The sequence below is a fragment of the Streptomyces sp. 351MFTsu5.1 genome (genome assembly GCF_000383655.1).
In the GTDB taxonomy this organism is placed as follows: domain Bacteria; phylum Actinomycetota; class Actinomycetes; order Streptomycetales; family Streptomycetaceae; genus Streptomyces; species Streptomyces griseorubiginosus.
Genome location: NZ_KB911800.1, coordinates 42848 through 66156 on the forward strand (window position 1 = coordinate 42848; position 23309 = coordinate 66156).

26 protein-coding genes are annotated in these 23309 nt (G+C 72.4%); 12 read left to right on the top strand and 14 right to left on the bottom strand.

The features are described from left to right. Positions 1-59 precede the first annotated feature (59 nt). The 3 genes from H295_RS0138700 (at position 60) to H295_RS0138710 (ending at position 4139) form a co-directional block, all read left to right on the top strand. Positions 60-1640, top strand: a complete 1581-nt coding sequence (locus tag H295_RS0138700) for a S8 family peptidase (RefSeq protein ID WP_020140730.1) — start codon at positions 60-62, stop codon at positions 1638-1640. A 40-nt stretch (positions 1641-1680) separates the two neighbouring features. After that, the gene (locus H295_RS0138705; protein ID WP_043218693.1) at positions 1681-3021 is read left to right on the top strand and encodes a CoA transferase; all 1341 of its coding nucleotides are present in this window, start codon (positions 1681-1683) and stop codon (positions 3019-3021) included. Between the two features lie 110 nt (positions 3022-3131). After that, a complete protein-coding gene (locus tag H295_RS0138710; protein ID WP_020140732.1) occupies positions 3132-4139 on the top strand; it encodes a CopD family protein in 1008 nt (335 codons plus the stop codon). 50 nt (positions 4140-4189) lie between these two features. On the opposite strand, the gene H295_RS0138715 is transcribed toward H295_RS0138710, so the two are convergent. From H295_RS0138715 to H295_RS0138730, 4 genes are all read right to left on the bottom strand, one after another. Further along, entirely contained in the window at positions 4190-5233 is a 1044-nt protein-coding gene (locus tag H295_RS0138715) for a zinc-dependent alcohol dehydrogenase family protein (protein ID WP_020140733.1), read from the bottom strand. Positions 5234-5269: 36 nt separating this feature from the next. Beyond that, a complete protein-coding gene (locus tag H295_RS0138720; RefSeq protein WP_020140734.1) occupies positions 5270-5965 on the bottom strand; it encodes a lysoplasmalogenase in 696 nt (231 codons plus the stop codon). Further along, entirely contained in the window at positions 5962-6828 is an 867-nt protein-coding gene (locus H295_RS0138725) for a sterol desaturase family protein (RefSeq protein ID WP_020140735.1), read from the bottom strand. Before H295_RS0138725 ends, H295_RS0138720 begins: the two co-directional genes overlap by 4 nt. 106 nt (positions 6829-6934) lie before the next feature. Next, entirely contained in the window at positions 6935-7642 is a 708-nt protein-coding gene (locus H295_RS0138730; protein ID WP_020140736.1) for a VIT1/CCC1 transporter family protein, read from the bottom strand. A gap of 88 nt (positions 7643-7730) precedes the next feature. On the opposite strand from H295_RS0138730, the gene H295_RS0138735 reads away from it, so the two are divergent. The 3 genes from H295_RS0138735 to H295_RS0138745 all read left to right on the top strand — a co-directional run bounded on the left by H295_RS0138735 (position 7731) and on the right by H295_RS0138745 (position 9937). Beyond that, positions 7731-8714 (top strand): DEDDh family exonuclease, encoded by a 984-nt coding sequence (locus H295_RS0138735; RefSeq protein ID WP_020140737.1) that lies wholly within the window; start codon positions 7731-7733, stop codon positions 8712-8714. Between the two features lie 121 nt (positions 8715-8835). Next, entirely contained in the window at positions 8836-9069 is a 234-nt protein-coding gene (locus H295_RS0138740) for a hypothetical protein (RefSeq protein ID WP_078616881.1), read from the top strand. A 70-nt stretch (positions 9070-9139) separates the two neighbouring features. Continuing rightward, a complete protein-coding gene (locus H295_RS0138745) occupies positions 9140-9937 on the top strand; it encodes an SURF1 family protein (RefSeq protein WP_020140739.1) in 798 nt (265 codons plus the stop codon). A 109-nt stretch (positions 9938-10046) separates the two neighbouring features. Here H295_RS0138745 and H295_RS0138750 read toward each other — a convergent pair whose 3' ends face one another. The 4 genes from H295_RS0138750 to H295_RS0138765 all read right to left on the bottom strand — a co-directional run bounded on the left by H295_RS0138750 (position 10047) and on the right by H295_RS0138765 (position 13888). After that, on the bottom strand, positions 10047-11000 hold the full coding sequence (locus tag H295_RS0138750; RefSeq protein ID WP_028810150.1) for a hypothetical protein: 954 nt from the start codon (positions 10998-11000) through the stop codon (positions 10047-10049). Between the two features lie 86 nt (positions 11001-11086). Further along, positions 11087-11281 (bottom strand): YbdD/YjiX family protein, encoded by a 195-nt coding sequence (locus tag H295_RS0138755; RefSeq protein ID WP_028810151.1) that lies wholly within the window; start codon positions 11279-11281, stop codon positions 11087-11089. Positions 11282-11445: 164 nt separating this feature from the next. Next, complete coding sequence (locus H295_RS0138760) at positions 11446-13554, bottom strand: carbon starvation CstA family protein (RefSeq protein WP_020140741.1); 2109 nt, start codon at positions 13552-13554, stop codon at positions 11446-11448. Between the two features lie 118 nt (positions 13555-13672). Continuing rightward, positions 13673-13888, bottom strand: coding sequence for a DUF3311 domain-containing protein (locus H295_RS0138765; protein ID WP_020140742.1), 216 nt, complete (start codon positions 13886-13888; stop codon positions 13673-13675). Between the two features lie 179 nt (positions 13889-14067). Between H295_RS0138765 and H295_RS0138770 the strand changes: the two genes are divergently transcribed. From H295_RS0138770 to H295_RS0138790, 5 genes are read left to right on the top strand one after another with little or no spacing between them, the layout of a single operon-like run. Continuing rightward, a complete protein-coding gene (locus H295_RS0138770; protein ID WP_020140743.1) occupies positions 14068-15600 on the top strand; it encodes a sodium:solute symporter family protein in 1533 nt (510 codons plus the stop codon). Then, positions 15597-16157, top strand: a complete 561-nt coding sequence (locus H295_RS0138775) for a sigma-70 family RNA polymerase sigma factor (protein WP_020140744.1) — start codon at positions 15597-15599, stop codon at positions 16155-16157. The genes H295_RS0138770 and H295_RS0138775 overlap by 4 nt, the downstream gene beginning before the upstream one ends. After that, positions 16154-16435: a hypothetical protein gene (locus tag H295_RS0138780; protein WP_020140745.1), complete on the top strand. Its 282-nt coding sequence runs from the start codon at positions 16154-16156 to the stop codon at positions 16433-16435. The genes H295_RS0138775 and H295_RS0138780 overlap by 4 nt, the downstream gene beginning before the upstream one ends. 33 nt (positions 16436-16468) lie before the next feature. Next, positions 16469-18280 carry a glycoside hydrolase family 15 protein gene (locus H295_RS0138785; protein ID WP_020140746.1) on the top strand — a complete coding sequence of 604 codons (1812 nt, stop codon included), beginning with the start codon at positions 16469-16471 and terminating at the stop codon, positions 18278-18280. A gap of 5 nt (positions 18281-18285) precedes the next feature. Continuing rightward, a complete protein-coding gene (locus tag H295_RS0138790) occupies positions 18286-19041 on the top strand; it encodes an SDR family oxidoreductase (RefSeq protein ID WP_020140747.1) in 756 nt (251 codons plus the stop codon). An 84-nt stretch (positions 19042-19125) separates the two neighbouring features. Here the strand turns inward: H295_RS0138790 and amaP are convergent, their stop codons facing one another. From amaP to H295_RS0138815, 5 genes are read right to left on the bottom strand one after another with little or no spacing between them, the layout of a single operon-like run. Next, positions 19126-19704, bottom strand: a complete 579-nt coding sequence (gene amaP / locus H295_RS0138795) for an alkaline shock response membrane anchor protein AmaP (protein WP_020140748.1) — start codon at positions 19702-19704, stop codon at positions 19126-19128. A 5-nt stretch (positions 19705-19709) separates the two neighbouring features. Beyond that, complete coding sequence (locus tag H295_RS0138800; protein WP_020140749.1) at positions 19710-20396, bottom strand: DUF6286 domain-containing protein; 687 nt, start codon at positions 20394-20396, stop codon at positions 19710-19712. After that, positions 20393-20800 (bottom strand): Asp23/Gls24 family envelope stress response protein, encoded by a 408-nt coding sequence (locus H295_RS0138805; protein WP_028810154.1) that lies wholly within the window; start codon positions 20798-20800, stop codon positions 20393-20395. The genes H295_RS0138800 and H295_RS0138805 overlap by 4 nt, the downstream gene beginning before the upstream one ends. Next, the gene (locus H295_RS0138810) at positions 20797-20991 is read right to left on the bottom strand and encodes a hypothetical protein (RefSeq protein ID WP_020140751.1); all 195 of its coding nucleotides are present in this window, start codon (positions 20989-20991) and stop codon (positions 20797-20799) included. Before H295_RS0138810 ends, H295_RS0138805 begins: the two co-directional genes overlap by 4 nt. A gap of 37 nt (positions 20992-21028) precedes the next feature. After that, positions 21029-21487, bottom strand: coding sequence for an Asp23/Gls24 family envelope stress response protein (locus tag H295_RS0138815; RefSeq protein ID WP_020140752.1), 459 nt, complete (start codon positions 21485-21487; stop codon positions 21029-21031). Positions 21488-21573: 86 nt separating this feature from the next. Here H295_RS0138815 and H295_RS0138820 point away from each other — a divergent pair, with 86 nt between their 5' ends. Beyond that, the gene (locus H295_RS0138820) at positions 21574-22341 is read left to right on the top strand and encodes a hypothetical protein (RefSeq protein WP_020140753.1); all 768 of its coding nucleotides are present in this window, start codon (positions 21574-21576) and stop codon (positions 22339-22341) included. 72 nt (positions 22342-22413) lie between these two features. On the opposite strand, the gene H295_RS0138825 is transcribed toward H295_RS0138820, so the two are convergent. After that, positions 22414-23226 (bottom strand): enoyl-CoA hydratase/isomerase family protein, encoded by an 813-nt coding sequence (locus H295_RS0138825; RefSeq protein WP_020140754.1) that lies wholly within the window; start codon positions 23224-23226, stop codon positions 22414-22416. Positions 23227-23309: the final 83 nt, after the last annotated feature.

Below are 23309 nucleotides of genomic sequence, written 5' to 3' on the forward strand. Positions count from 1 at the left end.
CCCACGGCACCACCCGCATGGACCGCTTGTCCCGAGAACGAACTGGAGAGGCTTTCATCATGACAGGGCTCCACCCGCGCCGACGGCGCGCGCTCGCGCTCCCGCTCGGCATGGCCATGGCGACGGCGATGGCGTTCCTCCCGGGGGCCACGGCGTCCGCGGCCGGCCTGCCCGGCACCGCCAGCGGCGTGCCGGGCGCCACGGCCGGTGCCGGCACCGCCGCCGACCTCCTCGCCGCCGACGCGGACGGGACGGCGCTCAGCTATGTCGTCAACGTCCGTGCCGGGCACGGTCCTTCCGCTCAGGTGAAGAAGGCCATCGCCCAGGCCGGCGGCACGATCGTCACGTCGTACGACCAGATCGGCGTGATCGTCGTCCACTCGTCGAACCCCGACTTCGCGAAGACGGTCCGCAAGGTCCGCGGGGTCGAGTCGGCGGGCAACACCCGCAACGCGCCGCTGCCCGCGCAGTCGACGACCGACGAGGGCACGCCGAAGGCGCTCAGCTCGGCCCAGATGGCCGCCGCGCAGGCCGCCGCCGACGCCGGCCAGGACCCGCTGGAGTCGTTGCAGTGGGACCTGCCGGCCATCAAGGCGGACAAGGCGCACGAGAAGTCGCTCGGCAGCAGCAAGGTGACCGTCGCCGTGATCGACACCGGCGTGGACGACACCCACCCGGACCTCGCGCCGAACTTCGACCGGGCCGCGTCGGTCAACTGCGTGACGGGCAAGCCCGACACGACCGACGGGGCGTGGCGGCCTAGCGCGGCGGAGAGCCCGCACGGCACGCACGTGGCCGGTGAGATCGCGGCCGCCAAGAACGGCGTCGGCATGACCGGTGTCGCGCCCGGGGTGAAGGTGGCGGGCATCAAGGTGTCGACCACCGACGGCTACTTCTACACCGAGGCCGTGGTGTGCGGCTTCATGTGGGCGGCCACCCATGGTGTCGACGTCACCAACAACAGCTATTACACCGACCCGTGGTACTTCAACTGCACCGACGACCCGGACCAGAAGGCGCTCGTGGACGCGGTCACCCGGGCCTCGCGGTACGCGGAGAAGCGGGGCGTGGTGAACGTGGCCGCGGCCGGCAACGAGAACTACGACCTGGCGGCCGACGAGATCACCGACCCGGTCTCGCCGAACGACGGCACGCCTTCGGACCGGGTGATCGACCCCTCGGAGTGCTTCGACATACCGACGCAGCTGCCGGGTGTCGTGACGGTCGCGGCGACCGGAGCGAAGGGCATCAAGTCGTCGTTCTCCAACTACGGCCTGGGGGTCATCGACGTGGCCGCGCCCGGCGGTGACTCGACGGCCTACCAGACGCCCGCGCCGCCCGCGACCAGCGGTCTGATCCTGGGCACGCTGCCCGGCGGCAAGTGGGGCTACATGGCCGGTACGTCGATGGCGTCGCCGCACGTCGCCGCCGTGGCCGCCCTCATCAAGTCGACGCACCCGTACGCCCCGCCGTCCCTGGTGAAGGCGCTGCTGTACGCCGAGGCCGACGCCACGCCGTGCACGAAGCCGTACGACATCAACGGTGACGGCAAGGTCGACGCGGTGTGCGAGGGGTCGAAGAACCGCAACGGCTTCTACGGCTGGGGCACGGTGGACGCGCTGGACGCGGTGACGAAGTAGACGTCATATATTGATTCAGTCAACACTGCATAGTGCAGTCATGACTGGAATCAAGTTTGTGGTGCGGGAAGGCGTCCTTCAGGGGCGCCTTCCCGTCCGGCAATTGGCACGCGCCTGCGTCGGCGAGTGCGCACAGGCCGCCGCCGAACTGGGGGCACTGCGAGCCGGGTTGCCCCAGGTGCCGACCGCGCGGGTGGACGACGGGGCGGTCGCCGCCGCCTTCCTGAGCGAGCGCCATCTGTTGATCGACGGTCGCGCGCCGGTCACCTTCGCACCGCTGTCACGGTTCTGGCGGACGGCGGACGGCTGGGTGCGCACGCACGCCAACTACCCGCATCACCGCGCACGGCTCCTGGCCGCGCTCGGGGTGCCGGACGACCCGGCGGCCGTTGAGGCGGCGCTCGCCGAGCGGTCCGCCCTGGACATCGAGGAAACCGTGTACGCGGCCGGAGGGCTCGCCGTCGCCCTGCGGTCCCCCGAGGAGTGGACGGCCCACCCCCAGGCGGCCGAGGTGGCGAAGCGACCGCTGGTCGAGCGGGGACGGCTGGACGGGGCACCCGCGCGCGTGTTCGCCCCGATCGGCGTCTCCCCTCTGCTGCCGGCCGCAGGTCTGCGGGTCCTCGACCTGACGCGGGTCCTCGCGGGGCCGGTCGCCACCCGCACGCTCGCCCTGCTCGGCGCGGACGTCCTGCGCCTGGACGCGCCGCACCTTCCCGAACTGCCGGACCAGCACGCCGACACGGGCTTCGGGAAGTGGTCGGCGACCCTGGACCTGACCACCGACCGGCGGACCTTCGAGGAGCTGCTGGCGGAGGCGGACGTGGTCGTCGCCGGGTACCGGCCGGGCGCCCTGGACCGGTTCGGGCTGTCCTCCGAGGCACTGGCGGAGCGGCGGCCCGGTGTCGTCGTGGCGCAGTTGTCGGCGTGGGGCGCGTACGGGCCGTGGGCCGGGCGCCGGGGCTTCGACAGCCTGGTGCAGGCGGCCACGGGGATCGCCGTCCTGGAGGGTTCGGCGGAAGGCCCGGGTGCGCTGCCCGCGCAGGCCCTCGACCACGGGACGGGCTATCTGCTGGCGGCGGCCGTCCTGCGGGCGCTGAGCGAGCAGGCGTGGGAGGGCGGGAGCCGGTCCGTGCGGCTGGCGCTGGCACGGACGGCCCTCTGGCTGACGGAGGAGAACAGCTGGACGGCGGGGCCGAGCGAGACGGCGGCGGACGACGCCGGGAGCGCACCCCACGACGGTCCCCAGCGCTGGCTCTCCGAGACGGACAGCGCGCTGGGACGGCTGCGGTACGCACGGTCGCCGGTCTCCTTCGAGGGCGGGCCGGTGGACTGGGACCGGCCGCCGGTGCCGTGGGGCACGGACGCGGCCCGCTGGGGCTGAGCCCGCGTTGCCCCATGGCGGGACCTGGGACCCGCCGGTGGACGAAATGCCGTACTCCCAGTTGGTTGCCGAAGGTTGCCCGTTCTGTCCGGTACGGCAAGTATCGTCGGGTGGCCTCGACCAGACCCACCGCCGAGACGGCTGACGCGAGCGGACCCGTGCGGCACCCCGGCATCAGCCGGGCAGCCACCGTCCTCGTGCTGGTGACACTGGCCGCGGCGACACCGCTGCTCGGGCCGTCCGCCGCCTTGCACGGCACCGGGGAGGCCGCCGCGCCCGGTGCGGGCGGGGTGGCCCTCCTGCGGGCGATGCTGTTCGCCGCGCTGTGCGTGCCGCTGGGCGAGCTGTCCGTACACCGCCTGGCCCGCTCGGTACCCGGCGCTCCCCCGGCCGGCCCGCGTTCCTGGGCACCTTGGGCGGCTGCCGTCGGTGCCGTCGCCGCACTGGGGCTCGCCGCGGTCGTCGCGACCGGGAACCACGTGCCGCACCGCCTCTCCCAGATCGACTTCGGCGGCCTGTACGCGTCACGCGACGGCAAGCTGGCCCTGCTGGAGATCAACGCGTTCCTGGTGGCCGGACTGTGCGCACGCACCTACCGGTCCTCCGTCCAGGTGTGGCCCCTGGGCGCCGTGGTCGTGGCGGAGGCCCTGCGCGCGCATCCTCCGGCCGAGCACACGCCCATGGTGGGATCCGGGCTGACGGCGGTGCATCTGACGTGCGCGGCGCTGTGGGCGGGCGGACTGCTGCATGTGCTGCGAACCCTGCGCCGTTGGGGGCCGGCCGAGCAGGGCGCCGCGCTGCTCGGCCGCTACGCGCGCGTGGCGGCTCTGCTGCTCGCCACTGTGACCGCGACCGGGGTGTGGAGTTCGCTGCGCCGGATGCCGTCCGGCACGATCCTGACGCAGCTGACGGACACCTCCTACGGGCGCACCCTGCTGGCCAAGGTGCTCCTCGTCGCGGTGGTCGCCGTGCTCGCGCTGTGCGCCCGGCTGCGGCTGCGCCGCGCCCCCGACCCATTGGCCGCCTGTGTCCCGGCGCGCGCGGAGGTCGTCGCGCTGGGTCTGGTGGTCGTGGTGTCGGGGCTGCTGACGGCGCTGCCGCTGCCGATCCGCTGGTGAGCGCCGGCCCTGTTCGGCGTGGCCCCGCGACCAGTTGGTCCCAAGGACCTCTAGTTGGTCACGAGGACCTTGAGGGCAGTGCGCTCGTCCATGGCCTTGTAGCCGTCGGGGATCCCCTCGATGCCGACGGTCATGTCGAAGACGGGTGAGGCGTCGACGGTGCCGTCCAGGACGTCGGGCAGCAGCTCGGGGATGTAGGCGCGGACCGGCGCCACGCCACCGCGCAGGGCGATGTTCCGGTCGAACAGGACACCGAGGTCGAGGCCGGTGCCGCTGCCGTGCGGCACGCCGACGAAGCCGATGGCGCCGCCGTCGCGGGTGATGTCGACCGCCGTACGCATGGACTGCTCGGTGCCGACGGCCTCGACGACGGCGTGGGCGCCCTGGCCGCGGGTGAGTTCGCGTACTGCCTCGACGGCGGCGGGCCCGCGCTCGGCGACGACGTCGGTGGCGCCGAAGCGGCGTGCGATGTCGGTACGGACCTGGTGGCGTCCCAGGGCGATGATCCGTTCCGCGCCGAGCCGTTTGGCGGCGAGCACCGCGCACAGGCCGACCGCTCCGTCACCGACGACGGCGACCGTGGCGCCGGGGCGGACGCCCGCCCCGAGGGCCGCGTGATGACCGGTGCCCAGGACGTCGGAGAGCGTCAGCAGGGAGGACAGCAGACGGCTGTCGGAGGCCGCCTCCTTCGGCAGCCGTACGAGCGTGCCGTCGGCGAAGGGGACGCGTACGGCCTCGCCCTGGCCGCCGTCGTAGCCGACGGAGCCCCAGAAGCCGCCGTGTTCGCAGGAGGTGGTCAGGCCCTCGCGGCAGTAGTCGCAGACGCCGTCGGACCACATGAAGGGCGCGACGACGAGGTCACCGCGCCTGACCGTGCCGACCTCGGAGCCGGTCTCCTCGACCACGCCGAGGAACTCGTGCCCGATGCGCTGCCCCGGCTGCCGGGCCGCCTCACCGCGGTAGGCCCACAGGTCGCTGCCGCAGATGCAGGCGCGCAGCACCCGCAGCACGGCGTCGGTGGGCAGTTGCACCACCGGCTCGGGGACGTCCTCCACGCGCATGTCGTAGGGGGCGTGGATGGTGGTGGCGCGCATGTCGAGGATCCTTCTCGTGCGAGGGTGTGGCGGCGTTCAGGGGGTGGTCGAGCGCACCTCACCGTACGTCGCCATCGGTCCCGGGCGCGCTTCGAGGGCTCGCAGGGTGCCCGCGGCCAGCAGGAACTGGGCGGCGAGGTACGTGAGCATGATCCACAGGTCGGGGCGGGGCGGCTGGGGCCAGTCGGCGACGCCGGTCGCGATGAGGGTGTCGGAGAGCAGGAAGAGCGCGCCGCCGAGTCCGGCGAGGGGGCCGAGCCGGACGGCGGCGACGCAGGCCATGGCCACGAGCAGGGTGCTGTAGCCGGCGACGGGGACGCGGAGGCCGGCCGGCAGGTCGGGCCACAGCAGGGTGACCGTGATGACGAGGGCCACGAGGTAGCCGGGGGCGAGAAGGGCGGTACGCGCGCGGGGCGTGCCGTCGCGTGTGAACAGGGCGAGGTAGCAGACGTGTCCCGCGGCGAAGCAGGTCATGCCCGCGAGGAAGGCGGGGTCGGCGTCGGACAACAGGAGGACGTCGCCGCCCCAGCCGCACAGGAGCGCGGCGACGAGCAGGCGCGGTGCGCCCCGGGCGGCCGCCCACGCGGCGAGGAGCGGCATGAGGAGGGGCTTGGCGACGACGTGACCGCCGTGGAAGCCGAAGGCCAGGGAGGCGAGGTCGAGGGCGGCGACGAGGGCGAAGGCGGCGAGGAGGACGCGGCAGCTGTTCTCGGAGATGCGCGGAGTTCTCACGCGGGCACGGTTTCCTCGGCGGTCTCCGCAGCGGGGGCCGGCCCCCAGCCCGGTCCTCGGAAGACCCGGCCGGCCCGCTCGCGCCAACTCCGCGCGTTCTTGATGTCCTTGACGATCGCCACGTATTCATGGGTGGCCACCTTGATCGGGTTGAACGTGTTGATGTTCTTCGTCAACCCGTAGACAGGCCGTTCGGTCTCGGCGACGAACGAGCCGAAGAGCCGGTCCCAGACGATGAGGATCCCGCCGAAGTTGCGGTCCAGGTAGCCGCCCTGGGAGGCGTGGTGGACCCGGTGGTGGGACGGGGTGTTGAACACGAACTCGAACCAGCGGGGCATCTTGTCGATGCGTTCGGTGTGGATCCAGAACTGGTAGACGAGGTTCGCGGAGGAGCAGAAGGCGAGCGCGGCCGGGTGGACACCGGCGGCGACGAGGGGGACGTAGAACGGCCAGACGGTCAGGCTCGTCCAGGGCTGGCGCAGCGCCGTGGTGAGGTTGAACTTCCGGCTGGAGTGGTGGACGACGTGACAGGCCCACAGGATGCGGACGACGTGGTGGCCGCGGTGGGACCAGTAGTAGAAGAAGTCCTGCGCGAGCAGCATCAGGGGGATCGTCCACCACAGGACGGGGACGCGCAGCGGGGTGAGTTCGTACAGGGCCGTGTAGACGGCGACGATCGGGATCTTCCAGAGGAAGTCGAAGAGGAGGCTGCCGAGTCCCATGCCGATGCTGGTGGCGGCGTCCTTCGCCTCGTAGCCCTCCGCGTCCTCGTCGGGATGGATGCGGACGCTGATCACCTCGACGACGGTGAGCAGCACGAAGGCGGGTATGGACCAGGCCACGACATCGGGGAGGTTCGGCATGCGTGCACCGTAGAACCGCAGCTCGGGCCCGGCTAGACGTTGTTACCGACAAGTATTCGCGGCGGTACGCGCTTGCTTCTTGGTGATCTCCGCCAAGGGATGCCGGCTAGACCCCCGCCGCCCCCAACAACACCCCCACGCCATAGGTGACCCCCATCGCCAGCAGCCCGCCCCCCACGTTCCGCAGCACCGCCCGCCCCGGTGCCGCCGACCCCAGCCTCGCGCTGCTCCAGCCGGTGAGCACCAGCGCGCCCACCACCGACACCACCGTCACCGGCACCCGCCATCCCGACGGGGGCAGGACGATGGCCAGCAGGGGAAGCAACGCGCCCGCCGTGAACGCCAGGAAGCTCGCCCAGGCCGCGTGCCAGGGGTTGGTCAGTTCGTCCGGGTCGATCCCGAGTTCCACGCGCGCGTGGGCCCGCAGGGCGTCACGTTCCGTCAGCTGCTGAGCCGCCTCCATGGCCACGTCCCGCGAGAGGCCGCGCTGCTCCAGGAGTTCCGTCAACTCCTCCAGCTCCGCCTCCGGTTGCTCGCGGAGTTCCCGCTTCTCCTGGGCCAGCGCCGCCTTCTCGGAGTCCCGCTGGGTCGACACGGACACGTACTCCCCGGCCGCCATGGACAGCGAGCCGGCCAGCAACCCGGCCAGACCCGCCGTCAGCAACGCGGAACGGTCGCTCGTCGCCCCCGCCACGCCGACGACCAGTCCCGCGGTGGAGACGATGCCGTCGTTCGCGCCGAGGACGGCCGCGCGCAGCCAGTTGAGGCGGGCCCCGAGGGCGCCGTGGGCCTCGCCATGCGTCGGTTCGGTCATTCCCGGAGGATCGCACTCCTGTCCCCAGGAGCCCGGTACCGACGCCGCCGTGAGGGACTGTCAGTCGCGGCCCGTATCCTCAGGGACCATGCTCGAAGACCAGACGACCGCAGCGTCCTCCCCCACAGCGTGGCCGGCCGCGTATCCGCAGGGATACGCGGTCGTCGACGTGGAGACCACCGGCCTGGCCCGGGACGACCGGATCATCTCGGCGGCCGTCTACCGGCTGGACGCCCGCGGTGAGGTCGAGGACCACTGGTACACGCTGGTCAATCCGGAGCGCGATCCCGGCCCGGTGTGGATCCACGGGCTGACGAGCGACACCCTCGAAGGCGCGCCCCTCTTCCAGGACATCGCCGAGGAGTTCTCGGCCCGTCTCGACGGGCGTGTCCTCGTCGCGCACAACGCCGTCTTCGACTGGCAGATGATCGCCCGCGAGTACGCGCGCGCGGGGCGGGTCGCTCCGGTGAGTCAGCGGCTGTGCACCATCGTCCTGTCCAAGGAGCTCGGGCTGCCGCTGCCCAACCACAAACTGGAGACGCTGGCGGCCCACTTCGGCGTCGTGCAGCGGCGGGCGCACCATGCCCTCGACGACGCCCGCGTGCTCGCGGAGGCGTTCCGGCCGAGTCTGCGGGCCGCGGCCGCGCGCAGTGTGCGGCTGCCGCTGCACGAGTGCCGGCCGCTGACCGAGTGGACGGACCGGGCCGTGCCCCGGCAGTCGTCGGGCTACGGCAGCTATCGCCCGACCAGTTGGCGGCCCGCGCGCAAGCGGCCCGCGTGCCCCTACCCCAACCCGGGGCGGTATGTGGACGGCAGACCGCTCAAGCAGGGCATGCGGATCGCGTTCTCCGGGGACACCTCGACCGAGCGGGACCTCCTGGAGGACCGGGCGGTCGAGGCGGGACTGCATGTGGCCACCAGCATCTCCCGGCTGACCAGTCTCCTCGTCACCAACGACCCGGACTCGGGCACCTCGAAGGTGGTCAAGGCCCGGCAGTTCGGCACACCCGTCGTCGACGAGGCGGCCTTCGGGCAACTCCTCCGGGACGTGGAACCGGCGTCGGAGGGGTGACCGCAGGTAAAGGGTGACCGGCGTCCGCCGGGCCGCGCGGCTGCCGACGGACGGGTGATTGTCGTACGACTCGCCCGGCATCGGCTCGCCCCCGCGGCGGTCACCGCTCACCCTGTGGCGCATGGCGACTTGCGAAGTTTGCGGCAACAACTACGGAATGACCTTCGAGGTGCACGCCCAGGGCGCGGTGCATGTCTTCGACTGCTTCTCCTGTGCGATCCACCGGATGGCACCGATCTGCGAGCACTGTCGTGTGCAGATCATCGGGCAGGGTGTGGAGGTCGAGGGCCACTGGTTCTGCGGTGCGCACTGCGCCCGCGCGGAAGGGAAGGCCGGCATCGTGGACCGGGTCTGACCCACCCCTGCCCGGCAGGAGGGCACCCCCTGCCCAAGGCACCCCACGACCCGGGAGGTACCGTCGTGGGGTGTACCGCTTCCTGTTGTCCCGGCAGTGGGTGATCCTCACGCTGGTCGCCCTGCTCCTCATCCCCACGATGATCCGGCTGGGCATCTGGCAGATGCACCGCTACGAGGAGCGCACCGCCCGCAACAACCTGGTGACCGAGGCGCTGAACGCCGACCCGGTGCCGGTGGAGAAGATGACCTCCCCGGGGCACACGGTCACCACGCACGACCGGTACCGCAAGGTCACCGCCAAGGGGCGCTTCGACACCGCCGCCGAGGAGGTCGTCCGGCGCCGCACCAACTCCGACGACGAGGTCGGCTACCACGTCCTGACCCCCTTCGTCCTCGACGACGGCAAGGTGCTCCTGGTCAACCGGGGCTGGATCCCTTCCAACGGCCCGAGCCAGACCGCGTTCCCGGAGATCCCCGCGCCCCCCGCCGGAGAGATCACCGTCACCGGGCGGCTGATGCCTGACGAGACGACCGCGGCGAGCGGCATCAAGAACCTCAAGGGGCTCCCGGACCGGCAGGTCATGCTGATCAACAGCGAGCAGGAGGCCCGGCGGCTCGGCAAGCAGGTCCTCGGCGGCTACATCGCGCAGATCTCGCCGGAGCCGAAGGGCGACACCCCCGAGCTGATCGGCGGCAACCCCGGCAGTGAGGACGCCGCGCTGAACTACGCCTACGCGATCCAGTGGTGGCTGTTCTCGGTCGGCGTGCCGATCGGCTGGGTGATCCTGGTCCGGCGCGAGCTGCGCGACCGCCGGGAGAAGGCGGAGCGGGAGAACGCCGAGGAGGCCGAGCCGGCCGCGGTGTGATCCGCCGGGGGATTCGACGCGCAGCCCATGTGATCCGTCGGCCCGTGCGATCCATCGTCGGGCTCGGCACGCCGCCCGTTGATCCGTCAGCGGACTCGGCCCGCAGCCCTCACCGTCCCGCGCGGTCTCGCCAGTACCGGAACGTGCGCTCCGGCTCCGGCAGCAGTTCCCACGGGTACGGGGTCATATGGCGGCCGATCCGCCGGAACACCGGTGCCGCGTCCTCCGGGCGGTGGGTGCGGACCAGGGCGAAGGCCAGGAGGTTGAGGTCGGCGACGGCCTCGGCGTGCGGTACGGCGGCGGTGCGGAACCAGCCGCTCAGGGCCGCCTCGATCTCGGCGTCGGCCCCGGGTTCGTTCCAGTGGCCGTCCGCCCCGAACGGCATCTGCCGCCGCCGGTGGGCGACCAGTTCGACGCGGGCCGCCAGCGGGAGCAGGGCGAGCGGTGAGCCGTGCGGGGCGCGGGCGGCACCTTGCCGGGCGAAGTCCGTCATCTCGGCCGAGCCGTGTCCGCGCGGGGACAGATGGCTCAGCAGCCGGTGGTAGGCGCCCCGGTGCCACGGGGCGCGGGTGACGGCCTCGGTCCACACGGGCACGGCCTCCCTGGGCGGTACGGCGACGGAGTACATGAGGTCGAGGAGGGCCAGCCAGGGAGTGGGGTCCTCGGGACACGCCTCGGCGGCACGAAGACAGGCCCGCTCGGCGTCCCGCCCCTCCGGTGAAGTCAGTGCCCGCCCCACACCACCGCCGCCCTGGCCTCCTCGAACAGCTCGGACGCACGCCCTCAACACCAACGCGTCCCCGTCCCCCGGGCGTTCGCCGAGCCACCGCTCGCTCACCGAGGCCGGGGTCCCTCCCGCGAGGACGGACATCCGGTGCCACCGACGGTCCCAGTCCCTCCCCGTCTCCCTCAGCAGTTCGGCGACCGGTTGCCAGGGCGGTCGGCCGGACCCCGCGCCGAGGCCGTGCGACTGGAGCGTGGGGCGCAGCTCGGTCAGCGTGGCGTGCAGCGCGTCGTCGTCGAGGGCGGGGCGGACCAGCAGGGCTTGGCGGCGTCTGAGCATCTCGGTTCCGGGGTGAGTCGTGAAAGGGGCGCGGGGGCGGGCCGTACGCCCGCCCCGCGGTCCACGGCAAGGACGGCGGCGGAGTGTCAGCAGCAGCGCCCCTGCGGGTGGGCGTCCCGGTGCCGCGCGCGCAGCACCTGGTACTCCCGTCGCGTAGGTTCCGGCGCGAGCGGGTGGTGGCGCAGGTGCCGCTCGCGGTAGCGGTCGTACTCCGCCTCCCCGGTCAGCTCCCGCAGATACCACCGCACGGCCCTCACCCACCGTCGCGCGCACGCTGCCACAAGCCGCACGGACGCCGCCCCGAGCCGCAGGGACGCCGCCCCCGGCCGGACGGTCGCTGACCCCAGCCGCGCGGATGCTCCCCCGAGCAGCACGACCGCCGCTCCCAGCCGCCCCGACGCTGTCCCCAGAAGCCCGGTCGCACTCCTCGGCCGCCCGCTCCCTGTCACGAGCGGGCCCCCGACACCTCCACGAACCCCTCGGCGCTCTGCCCGGGGACGCCGATCCGCGACTCGACGTACGGCGCCTCAGAAGTCGGCAGGGTTTCCGGCACCCGGACGGCCCGTACGCAGACCACGGCCGCGTTGACGATCACCACCGCGACCAGGAGCAGGAACAGAGCGATCAGTACGCCGTCCACGGTCGAGTTGGTGACCACTGTGTGCATGTCGTCGAGCGACTTGGCCGGTGCGAGCACCTGGCCCGCGTCGATGCCGTCCGCGTACTTGGTCCGCTGGGCGAAGAACCCGACCCGGGGGTCGTCGGAGAAGATCTTCTGCCAGCCCGCGGTGAAGGTGATCGCGACCACCCAGGCGAGCGGGACCCCGGTCACCCAGGCCCACCGCAGCCTGCCGGACTTGACGAGGACCGTCGTGCACACGGCCAGCGCGATCGCCGCCAGCAGTTGGTTCGCGATGCCGAAGAGCGGGAAGAGCTGGTTGATCCCGCCGAGCGGGTCGGTGGCGCCGGAGTGGAGGAAGTAGCCCCAGGCCGCCACGACCAGGCCGCTGCACAGCCAGATGCCGGGCTTCCAGTTGACCCGGCCGACCGGCTTCCAGACGTTGCCGAGCATTTCCTGGAGCATGAAGCGGCCGACCCGGGTGCCCGCGTCCACCGTGGTCAGGATGAACAGCGCCTCGAACATGATCGCGAAGTGGTACCAGAAGGCCTTCATCGCGGTCCCGCCGAAAACCCCGGAGAAGATCTCCGACATCCCGACCGCGAGGGTCGGGGCGCCGCCGGAGCGGGCGATCAGGGTCTGTTCCTCGACCGCCCTGGCGGCGTGGTTCAGCTGGTCGGGGGTGATGGTGAAGCCGAGGCCGGCCACCGCGTGGGACGCCGATTCCGCCGTGGCGCCCAGCAGTCCGGCCGGGGCGTTCATCGCGTAGTACAGGCCGGGCTCCAGGGTCGCCGCCGCGATCAGCGCCATGGTCGCGACGAAGGACTCCATCAGCATCGCCCCGTAACCGATGAGCCGGACCTGCGACTCCTTCTGGATCAGCTTCGGTGTCGTACCGGACGAGACCAGCGCGTGGAAGCCGGACAGCGCACCGCAGGCGATCGTGATGAAGAGGAAGGGGAAGAGGGAGCCCGCGAAGACCGGGCCCGCGCCCGACGAGGCGAAGTCCGTCACCGCCTCCGCGCGCAGCACCGGAGCCGCGACCACGACCCCCACCGCGAGCAGCGCGATCGTGCCGATCTTCATGAAGGTGGAGAGGTAGTCGCGCGGGGCGAGGAGCATCCAGACCGGGAGAACGGAGGCGACGAAGCCGTAGCCGACGAGGCAGAAGACCAGGGTCGTGGGGCTGAGGGTGAAGGCCGAGGCCAGCGAGGAGTTCTGGACCCAACTGCCGCCCATGATCGCGAGGAGCAGCAGCGCGACGCCGATGAAGCTGGTCTCCACGACCCGGCCGGGACGGATGCGGTGCAGCCAGAAGCCCATGAACAGGGCGATCGGGATGGTCATCGCGACGGAGAAGGTGCCCCACGGGGAGTGCGCGAGGGCGTTGACCACGACCAGGGCGAGCACCCCCAGCAGGATGATCATGATGGCGAACACCGCGATCAGGGCCGCCGCGCCACCGGCCCGGCCGATCTCGTCGCGGGCCATCTGGCCGAGCGACTTGCCGTCCCGCCGCATGGACAGGAAGAGGACCACCATGTCCTGGACCGCGCCCGCGAAGATCACTCCGGCGACGATCCACAGGGTGCCGGGCAGGTAGCCCATCTGGGCCGCCAGTACCGGGCCCACCAGCGGTCCGGCGCCCGCGATCGCCGCGAAGTGGTGGCCGAGCAGGACCCGCTTGTCGGTGGGGTGGAAGTCGACGCCGTCCTCCAGGCGTTCGGCCGGAGTCGCGCGGCGGTCGTCCGGCCTCAGGACGCGGCGGGCGAGGAAGCGCGAGTAGAAGCGGTAGGCGATCGCGTACGAGCCGAGCGCTGCGACCACCAGCCAGACCGCGGAGATCTCCTCGCCCCTGGCCAGCGCGAGCACGCCCCAGGCGACCGCGCCGAGCAGCGCGACGACGGCCCACAGGAGGATCGATCGAAGTGACATTCGTGATTTTTCAGGCGCCTCGATGGCAGGCTGAAGGACGGTTTCGGGCATGGCGGCTCCTCACCAGGAACGGTGCAAGATCAGACGTGCAGGATCAGACGTGCAGGATCAGAACGGCTCAGCGGCGACGTCGTTCCGTCAGCGCGTAGGCGGCGAGCAGGCACAGGCCGCACCCCGGCACCCAGGCGAGCTGGTACCAGTAGAAGAACGGCGTGCCCGCGAGGCGCGGCTCCGCACCGGCGTACATCGGGACCCACAGCAGTCCCACGGCGGGGGCGAGCAGCAGTACGGCGATCGCGACGCGCCGTAGCCGGTGATGACCGGTCCGTGCCATGACCTGCGCTCCTCTCCCCGTCGCTGTGGGTCTGTGCAAGAGTTGCCCACCTCCCGCGGACGGTTGACAGCGAATTCCGGGGAGATTTCCCGCCGATGTCCGTCATCCGAACCGGCGGCTCGCGCAACTAATGCGCGAGGGCACAGGACTCACCTTCAGGGACACCAAGGACGGTGACCATGGCCGACGGCGCCATGACCGCGACGTTCCTCGCCGTGATCGGCGGGGCGTCGCTGCTCGCCGTGACCGCGCGCCGGCTGCGCCGCAGCGACCGGTTGCCGTCCCTGGAGGGCTGGGCGCTGGCCGACCGCAGCCTCGGCCCGGTGTGGACCTGGCTGCTGCTCGGCGGCACGATCTTCACCGCGTACACCTTCACCGCCGTGCCGGGACTCGCGTACGGCAACGGCGCGGCCGCCTTCTTCGCGGTGCCGTACACGGTGATCGTCTGCCCGATCGCCTTCGTGCTGCTCGGCCGGCTGGGCGAGGTGGCCCGCCGGCACGGCTACATCACCGCCGCCGACTTCGTGCGCGGCCGCTACGGTTCGGCGCCGCTGGCTCTGGTGGTCGCGCTCACCGGGATCCTGGCGACCATGCCCTACCTGGCGCTCCAGCTGCTCGGGATACGGGCCGTGCTGACCGCCGGGGGCGTGTATCCACGGGGTGCGACCGGAGACCTGGTGATGGTGGCGCTGTTCGCGGGGCTCGCGGTGGCCACCTACCGGCACGGGCTGCGGGCGCCGACCGTGATCTCCGCGCTCAAGGCGGTCGCGGTCTTCGTCTCGCTCACGGCGGTGACCTGGCTGGTGCTCGAACGGCTCGGCGGGCCGGGCGCGGTCTTCGACGGAGCCGCCGAACGCCTCGGCGGCCCGGCCCTCCTCCTCTCCCCCGACCAGCAACCCGCCTACGCCACCCTCGCCCTCGGCTCCGCCCTCGCCCTGCTGATGTACCCGCACGTCCTGACCGCCGGGCTCGCCGCCGACGGCCCGCGCACCCTGCGCAAGGTGGCGGTCGCCCTGCCCGCCTGGACGGGGCTGCTCGCGCTCTTCGGGTTCCTCGGCGTCGCGGCGCTCGCGGCCGGGGTGCGGGCACCGGCGGGCGGTGCCGAGACAGCCGTACCGATGCTGGTGGACCGGTTGATGCCGGGGCCGCTGGCCGGGCTGGTGTTCGGCGCGATCACCGTGGGGGCGCTGGTCCCGGCGGCGGTGATGTCGATCGCGGCGGCCACCAGCTTCGTCCGCAACGTGTACGTCGAGTACGTGCACCCCACCGCCACCCCCAAGCGGCAGGTGCGGATCGCCAAGGCGGTGTCACTGACGGCGAAGGTGGGCGCGGTCGCTTTCGTGTTCGGGCTGCGCGACCAGGACGCGATCAACCTCCAGCTCCTCGGCGGGGTCTGGATCCTCCAGATCTTCCCGGCCGTCGCGGTGGGCCTGTTCACCGGACGGCTGCACCCGCGGGCGCTGCTCGCCGGATGGGCGGCGGGCATGCTGGCCGGCACCTTCCTCGTCGTCCGCGAGGGGTTCTCCACGATCGGCGCCGGTCCTTTCCAGATCTACGCCGGTCTCGCCGCCCTCCTGCTGAACCTGACCGTCGCCCTGGCCGGGACCGCGGTCCTCGAACGGCTCGGTGTCCCGCGCGGCGCCGACCTCACCGACCTACCGTCGCGCCTGACCGTCAGGCGGCGCCCCGAGACGGGAGCGAACAACCCGTGAGACAGCACCTGAGACACGGCACCCCGGTGCCCGTCCCGCTCGCGCCCGCGGCGGCCGACCCGGCCGAACTGGAGCGCGAGGCCGGGGTGGCCCGGCTGTTCGAGCTGCACTACGCGTCGATGCTCCGGCTCGCCGTGCTGCTCGGCGCCGACGACGCGGAGAACGTGGTCGCCGAGGCCTACTACCAGATCTACCGGAGGTGGCGGCGCCTGAGGGACATCGAGGCGGCGGAGGCCTATCTGCGCTCCACGGTCTGCAACCTGACCCGGATGCGGATACGGCACCTCCAGGTCGCCCGCAAGCACGTGGAGGCCCCGGCGACCGAACCGGTGGCCTCCGCGGAGAGCACCGCGCTGCTCCACGACGACCAGCGCGTCCTCGTCGACGCGCTCCAGCACCTGCCCGCCCGGCAGCGTGAGGCCCTGGTCCTGCGGCACTGGCTCGGGCTGAAGGAGGGCGAGATCGCCTCGGCGATGGGAATCTCCTGCGGTTCCGTCAAGACCCACACGGCACGCGGCCTGGCCGCCCTGACCCAGGCGATGGAGGCCCGGCGATGACCGACACGGACCGTACCGAGCGGGAACTCCAGGAGGCCCTCGCCGCGCTGGCGGGCGGGGTGCACGCGGCCCCCGACGCCTATCGCAGCGCGCGCGGCGACTGGCTGCGCCGTGAGCGTCGCCGCCGGCTCGTGCTCGCCGTCCTCATCGCGGTCGTGTTCGCGCTGGCGACACTGATCGGACTGTGGGTGCTGAACCAGACGCCGGCCCATTCGGGGGTGATCTTCTCGAACACCGGAACCGGCGCGGCCGCATCACTCCCCCGGCCGCACCTCTGATTGCCCCCGCGACCAGCCGGGAATCCGCACTGCGTGCACCCCCGAACCCCGCCGGCTCACCGGATCCCCCGTATCGAGGACTACGCCCTCATCGGCGACGAACAGACCGCCGCCCTGGTCGGCACGGACGGCTCCGTGGACTGGCTGTGCCTGCCCCGCTTCGACTCGGCGGCCTGCTTCGCGCGGCTGCTCGGCGACGAGGAGAACGGCCACTGGCGGCTCGCCCCGCAGGGCGCGGACCGGTGCACCAGGCGCGGCTACCGCCCCGGCACCCTCGTCCTGGACACCGAGTGGGAGACCGACGAGGGCGCGGTGCGGATCACCGACCTCATGCCGCAGCGCGATGTCGCCCCCGACCTCGTACGGGTCGTGGAAGGGCTGCGCGGCCGGGTCACCGTGCGCAGCACGCTGCGGCTGCGCTTCGAGTACGGCTCGATCGTGCCGTGGGTGCGCAGGTCCCACGGACAGCGGGTGGCCGTCGCGGGACCCGACTCGACGTGGCTACGCAGCGTGCCCCCGGTGCACACCTGGGGCGAGCACTTCGGCACGCACTCGGAGTTCACCGTCGAGGAGGGCGAGAAGGTCGCGTTCGTCCTCACCTGGCACCCCTCGCACGAGCCGCGTCCTCCGCTGACCGACCCGTTCGAGACGCTGGAGAGCAGTGTGGCCGACTGGCAGGAGTGGTCGGCGCGCTGCCGCTACGACGGCCCGCACCGGGACGCCGTGGTCCGCTCCCTGATCACCCTCAAGGCGCTCACCTACCGGCCCACCGGCGGCATCGTGGCCGCGGCCACCACCTCGCTGCCCGAGGAGATGGGCGGCGTGCGCAACTGGGACTACCGCTACTGCTGGCTGCGCGACTCCACCCTCACCCTGGGCGCCCTCGTGCAGTGCGGCTATCTGGAAGAGGCCGAGGCCTGGCGGAACTGGCTGCTGCGCGCGGTCGCCGGCGACCCGGCGGACCTCCAGATCATGTACGGCGTCGCGGGCGAGCGGCGGCTGCCCGAGTTCGAACTGCCCTGGCTGTCCGGCTTCGGCGGCTCCCGGCCGGTCCGGATCGGCAACGAGGCCGTGAAACAGCTCCAGCTGGACGTCTACGGCGAGGTCATGGACTCGCTGTCGCTGGCCCGGCGGGCCGGACTGCCGGCCCAACCGCACATGTGGTCCCTCCAGAGCGTCCTGCTGGACTTCCTCCGGGCCTCCTGGCGGCAGCCGGACGAGGGGATCTGGGAAGTGCGGGGCGGGCGCCGCGACTTCGTCCACTCGAAGGTCATGGTGTGGGTCGCCGCCGACCGTGCCGTGCGCGCCCTGGAGGCCTTCCCCGAGCTGGGCGGCGACCTGGCGGGCTGGCGCGCGCTGCGCGAGGAGGTCCACCGCGAGGTCTGCGAGAGGGGCTACGACGCCGAACGCAACACCTTCACCCAGTACTACGGCTCCCGTGAACTCGACGCGTCCCTGCTGCTGATCCCCCGCGTCGGTTTCCTGCCCGCCGACGACCCGCGGGTGGTCGGCACCATCGACGCGGTCCGCGCCGAGCTGGAGCACAACGGGTTCGTACGGCGGTACAGCGCCGAGGAGACGCCGGTGGACGGATTGCCCGGCGGCGAGGGCAGCTTCCTGGTGTGCTCGTTCTGGCTCGCCGACGCGCTGCACATGACGGGCCGCAGGAAGGAGGCGCGGGCCCTCTTCGAACGGCTGCTGGGCCTGGCCAACGACGTGGGACTGCTGTCCGAGGAGTACGACCCGGTGGCCGGCGCGCAGCTCGGGAACTTCCCCCAGGCGTTCAGTCACATCGGGCTGGTGACGACCGCCCTCACGCTCTTCGGTGCCGAGCAGGCAGGATAGGGGCCATGGATCTTGGGCTGAAGGACCGTGTGTACGTCGTCACCGGAGCGACCCGTGGGCTGGGCAACGCGGCCGCGCGTGAGCTGGTCGCGGACGGGGCGAAGGTCGTGGTGACCGGGCGGGACGAGTCGCGTGCGCTCGCCGCGGCGGCGGAGCTGGGGCCGAACGCGCTGGGCGTGGGCGTCGACAACGCCGACCCGGCTGCGGCGGAGGCTCTGATCACCGCCGCGCGGGAGCATTTCGGCGGGTTCGACGGGGTGCTCATCAGTGTCGGCGGACCCCCGCCCGGGTTTGTCGCCGACAACACGGACGAGCAGTGGCAGGCCGCGTTCGAGTCGGTGTTCCTCGGGGCGGTTCGGCTGGCCCGGGCCGCCGCGGCGGAGCTGGAGGCCGGGGGCGTCATCGGGTTCGTGCTGTCGGCGTCCGTGCACGAGCCGCTTCCCGGGCTGACCATTTCGAACGGACTACGGCCGGGGCTCGCCGGGTTCGCGAAGTCGCTTTCCGATGAATTGGGGCCGCGCGGAATTCGGGTGGTGGGGCTTCTGCCGTCCCGTATCGATACGGATCGCGTGCGCGAGCTGGACGCGATGTCGGCGGATCCGGAGGCTACTCGGGCCGCGAACGAGTCTCGTATTCCGTTGCGGCGGTATGGGACGCCGGAGGAGTTCGGGCGGGCTGCTGCATTTTTCTTGTCGCCGGCTGCTTCCTATTTGACCGGGGTCATGCTGCCCGTTGACGGGGGCATGCGGCACGGCTTTTAGCTGCGGGCCGGTGGGGGCTGATCGCGCCCACGCGGCGGAGCCGCAAATTGATACAGCCCCGCGCCCCTGGAAGCCAAAAGCTCCTCAACTGACCCTTTCTGCCTTGTGCTTGACCGCTGTCATGCGGACCTCGGCCGGTAGTGAGTCGAGGCCCGCTGAATTGCGGGCGTGTGCCAGGGCCTCTTCCGTCAGGTAGTTCAGGGTTGTCCCCGGGTCCACGTGCGGTTCCAGGTGGAGGCGTACGTGGGTCTCCGGGGCGTCCGGGCGGCCCTTCAGGCGGGCCTGCGCTCGGTGTACGCCGTCCAACTGGCCCGCGTCGCTCGCCAGTACGCCCTCCAGGGCCCGGCCCCTCAGCAGCGCGCCCTCGCCGTCGCCCGTGTTGACGCGTACCTCCGTGAGGCGGCGCCTGCGCAGGACCGCGGTCAGCCACCACAGGGTCAGGAGCACCACGAGGGCCAGCGCGGCGATGACCGTCGGCCACCACCAGCTCTCGCCGTTCCAGCGGGTGCGCTCGGCATCGCTCAGCAGGACGTCGTGCCGGCCGTCGTGGATCCACCAGGACGGCGGTTTCACACCGAGGCCCACGGCGAGCACCGAGCCGCCGAGCACCAGCAGCAACAGACCCACCAGGCCGATCAGTACGCGGTTGACGGTCCTCAGCATCGGTCTCAGCCCTTCTTCCGGGCGGCGCGCGCCACGTGCACCGCGAGGGCGGGGGGCCGGGACAGACCCAGTCCCCTGATCGCCTCCGCGAGGGCCAGGTCCAGGTCGGCGCGCACGTCGTCCAGTTCGCGGAAGTGGGAGACGGCGCGGACGTCGGCCTTCCGCCGCCTCATCCGGACCCGCGCGGACTGGACGCCGGCCACTTCCATGGCCCGGTCGCGCAGGACCATGGCGGCGGCGTCCCGGTGGAGGCCGGCACGGACGTCGGGGTGGGCGCGGTGCATCGGGAGGACCGCGCGCAGGCCCGGAGTCACGGCCAGCACGATCAGCCACAGGCCGAGGACCGCGGCCACGCCCGCGCCGACCAGGACCCAGGTGTCGTCCAGGGGGCGGGCGGCGAGCTGCCGGGCGAGTTCGCGGCGCCAGTGCATGGGCGGCCGGTGGGCCCGGACGGCTGCGATGTCGTAGAGGAAGATGCCCGCGGTCAGCAGGAGCAGCAGCGCGACGACGGCCGCCGGGATCCTGCGCGCCGACCAGAACCGGCGCTGGGCGCCGCCCGTCCCGCTCTCCGGGACCGGTGGTGGTCCGTACGCGGCCGCCGACGCGGACTGGCCGCGCTGGTCCGCTTCGGCCGCCCGTTCGATGACCGGCAGTCGCTGTGTGGTGCCCTCGGAGCCCTGGGGCTCGCTCATCGCGTCCTCCCCTGTGCCGCGCCGTGTCCCTGTGCCGGATGCAGCCGCTCCACCTGGACGGCGACCTCCGACACCTGCATGCCCACCAACGCGACTACCCGCTCGACCACTTGCTGACGCACCGCTCTGCAACGCGCCCCGATGTCGCAGGGGTAGTCGAGTTCCAGGTGCATGCGGACGCGGGCCAGGCCGTGGTGGACGACGACGGTGGCGTACGGGGGTTCGGCCTCGGCGGGGAGTGCTCCGAGCGCCTCGCGGGCGGCCTGTCCGGCGACCTTCGCCACCACCCGGTCGGCGATGCGGGTCGCGCCCCGCTCACCCGGTGCCACGACGTCGGCGCTTCGGGGTCTGCGGAACTCGTCCGTCTCGCCCGCCTCACCGGTCTCGCTGCTCACGGGCGTCATGGCCGCCGGTCGCGCCGGTCGTCACGGCTGCGGAAGAAGTCGCCGACCTCAAGGTCCCCTTCCAGGAACCGGCCGACGACGAAGCCGATGGCGCCCAGCGCCGCCACCAGCAGGAAGGCACCGAACCCGCCGAAATACCCCGCGAAGCCCAGCGCCATGCCGGCAATCATGCCGACCACGGCCATGTTCATCGTGCGCTCCTCTGAAGGTCCTCAAGGGTGGGTGCGGTCACTGGATCCGGGGTTCGGGTTCCTCGTCCTCCTCGTCGGGCAGCTTCACATCGCTCACCGCGATGTTGACCTCGACGACCTCCAGCCCGGTCATGCGCTCCACGGCGGCCACGACGTTCTCCCGTACGGCCTTCGCCACGTCGGCGATCGAGACGCCGTAGTCGACGACGATCTCCAGGTCGAGCGCGGTCTGCACCTCGCCGACCTCGGCCTTGACCCCGCGGGTCACGGACTTGGAGCCGCCGGGGACCCGGTCGCGGACGGCGCCGAAGGTGCGGCTCAGGCCGCTGCCCATGGCGTGCACGCCGAGGACGTCCCGGGCCGCGAGCCCGGCGATCTTCTCCACGACCCCGTCGGCGATGGTGGTACGGCCCCGGGTCGCCGGGTCGCCGCCACCGCGCCTGGTGGTCTTGCGCAGCTGCGGCTCCGCCTCGGTGCTCTGCGTCATGTCGGTCATCGCCGTCACCCCTTTCGGTGGTCCTCCTTCGACCACCGTAAGTGCGCTGGCGCGATCTCGCGCCGGAGATGCGGCAGGCTGGAGGAATGACGGCGGAGCAGTGGGCACGGACGGTGCGGCACCAGCTGGGACTGGGCAGGCTGCTGCCCCTGGGCGGGCCGGGCGACGGGGCGTGGATCTCCGAGGAGGCGGCCACTGCGGTGCTGCGGACCGCCGCTCGCGGCCTTGTGGGCGTTCGGCTGGGCACCATGCGGATCGGACTCGCCCATCCGGGGGACGCACCCGAGTCCGTCGTACCGGCGCCGCCGTCCGCGCTGCGGCCCGGCCCGCTGCGGCTCACCGCGGAGTTCGGGGCCACACCGGCCGAGCCCTTGCCGGTGACGGCGGAACTGCTGCGCTCGGCCTTCGCCGGGGCGGCCGCCGAGTCGCTGGGCCTCGATCTCGGCGAGGTCGACCTGCAGGTGACGGCCCTGCTGGACGAGACGGCCCTGCCGGGCGAGGCCCCGGGACCCTCCTCCGTACGACCGGAAGCGCGACCGGGGCCCTCACCCGCAGGGCAGCCCACGGCGCCGCGTCCCGCGGAAGCGGCGCCCGGCGACGAGACCCTGGCGGCCGTCGCCGCGCTGGCGGTGCCCGGTGTGAGCATGCTGACCGGCCTCCTGGGGCGCCCCGTGCACCTCGGGGACGGTGAGACCGGGGAGGGCGCGCTGCCACGCCGCCATGCCCGCGTCGAACTGGCGGTCGGCGCGGGCCGCCGGGCCGTGGACGTGGCCCGCGAGGTCCGCGCCGCCGTGGGCGCCGCGCTGCCGGATCATCCGACGGTGGCCGTGCTGGTGACGGCGGTGACGGATTAGTCCCCGATGCCGTGCTGGTGACGGCCATGACGGGTAGTCCCCGATGCCGTGCCGGTGACGGCCGTGACGGGATCAGTCCCCGATGCCGGCCAGGTCCCGCAGACGTCGGGTCTGGGCGGCCCGCTCGGCGCCGCGCTGCTCGTCGTAGGTGCGGTCCTGGGCGCCACGCAGCAGCGCCTTGGTCTCGATGACCGCGTCGCGGGGGGCGGACAGAAGCGCCGCCGCCAGGTCCTTGACCGCGCCGTCGAGCTGGTCCAGGGGTACGGCGATGTTGGCGAGGCCGGTGTTCACCGCTTCCTCGGCCGTGACGAAACGCCCGGTGGCGCAGATCTCCAGCGCCCGGGCGTAGCCGACGAGGCCCACCAGGGGGTGGGTGCCGGTGAGGTCGGGGACCAGGCCGAGGCTTGTCTCACGCATGGCGAACTGCACGTCGTCGGCGACGACGCGCAGGTCACAGGCGAGGGCCAGCTGGAAACCGGCCCCGATGGCGTGCCCCTGTACGGCGGCGATGGACACGACGTCACTGCGCCGCCACCAGGTGAATCCCTCCTGGAACCCGGCGATGGCGGCGTCGAGTTCGGAGTCACCGCTGCGGGCGAGGTCGATGAACGACGGCTCGCCCTCGATCCCCTCCGGCGTGAACATCTGCCGGTCGAGACCGGCGGAGAAGGACTTGCCCTCCCCGCGCAGGACGACGACCCGGACGGAGCCCGGCAGCAGCCGACCCGCCTCGCCGAGGGCACGCCACAGAGCGGGACTCTGGGCGTTGCGCTTGGCGGGATTGGTCAGCGTCACCGTGGCGAGGGTGTCCTCGACGGTGAGCCGTACGCCGTCCTTGTCGAGCAGGGGAACGAGTTCCTGGCCGTCCTGGCTGGACGTGGCCATGAGGCGCCTCCGATGCGTGCGGTCATCTCAGTGCCGTGGCTCGGCACAGCTAAGTGACTGCACAGTAACCACCCGGTCGACCG

Coding starts and splice junctions, on each gene's coding strand:
- H295_RS0138700 (WP_020140730.1), top strand. CDS start 60: ATGACAGGGCTCCACCCGCGCCGACGGCGCGCGCTCGCGCTCCCGCTC.
- H295_RS0138705 (WP_043218693.1), top strand. CDS start 1,681: ATGACTGGAATCAAGTTTGTGGTGCGGGAAGGCGTCCTTCAGGGGCGC.
- H295_RS0138715 (WP_020140733.1), bottom strand. CDS start 5,233: ATGCGCGCCACCACCATCCACGCCCCCTACGACATGCGCGTGGAGGAC.
- H295_RS0138725 (WP_020140735.1), bottom strand. CDS start 6,828: ATGCCGAACCTCCCCGATGTCGTGGCCTGGTCCATACCCGCCTTCGTG.
- H295_RS0138730 (WP_020140736.1), bottom strand. CDS start 7,642: ATGACCGAACCGACGCATGGCGAGGCCCACGGCGCCCTCGGGGCCCGC.
- H295_RS0138735 (WP_020140737.1), top strand. CDS start 7,731: ATGCTCGAAGACCAGACGACCGCAGCGTCCTCCCCCACAGCGTGGCCG.
- H295_RS0138740 (WP_078616881.1), top strand. CDS start 8,836: ATGGCGACTTGCGAAGTTTGCGGCAACAACTACGGAATGACCTTCGAG.
- H295_RS0138750 (WP_028810150.1), bottom strand. CDS start 11,000: ATGCTCAGACGCCGCCAAGCCCTGCTGGTCCGCCCCGCCCTCGACGAC.
- H295_RS0138760 (WP_020140741.1), bottom strand. CDS start 13,554: ATGTCACTTCGATCGATCCTCCTGTGGGCCGTCGTCGCGCTGCTCGGC.
- H295_RS0138765 (WP_020140742.1), bottom strand. CDS start 13,888: ATGGCACGGACCGGTCATCACCGGCTACGGCGCGTCGCGATCGCCGTA.
- H295_RS0138770 (WP_020140743.1), top strand. CDS start 14,068: ATGGCCGACGGCGCCATGACCGCGACGTTCCTCGCCGTGATCGGCGGG.
- H295_RS0138780 (WP_020140745.1), top strand. CDS start 16,154: ATGACCGACACGGACCGTACCGAGCGGGAACTCCAGGAGGCCCTCGCC.
- H295_RS0138790 (WP_020140747.1), top strand. CDS start 18,286: ATGGATCTTGGGCTGAAGGACCGTGTGTACGTCGTCACCGGAGCGACC.
- amaP (WP_020140748.1), bottom strand. CDS start 19,704: ATGCTGAGGACCGTCAACCGCGTACTGATCGGCCTGGTGGGTCTGTTG.
- H295_RS0138800 (WP_020140749.1), bottom strand. CDS start 20,396: ATGAGCGAGCCCCAGGGCTCCGAGGGCACCACACAGCGACTGCCGGTC.
- H295_RS0138805 (WP_028810154.1), bottom strand. CDS start 20,800: ATGACGCCCGTGAGCAGCGAGACCGGTGAGGCGGGCGAGACGGACGAG.
- H295_RS0138810 (WP_020140751.1), bottom strand. CDS start 20,991: ATGAACATGGCCGTGGTCGGCATGATTGCCGGCATGGCGCTGGGCTTC.
- H295_RS0138815 (WP_020140752.1), bottom strand. CDS start 21,487: ATGACCGACATGACGCAGAGCACCGAGGCGGAGCCGCAGCTGCGCAAG.
- H295_RS0138820 (WP_020140753.1), top strand. CDS start 21,574: ATGACGGCGGAGCAGTGGGCACGGACGGTGCGGCACCAGCTGGGACTG.
- H295_RS0138825 (WP_020140754.1), bottom strand. CDS start 23,226: ATGGCCACGTCCAGCCAGGACGGCCAGGAACTCGTTCCCCTGCTCGAC.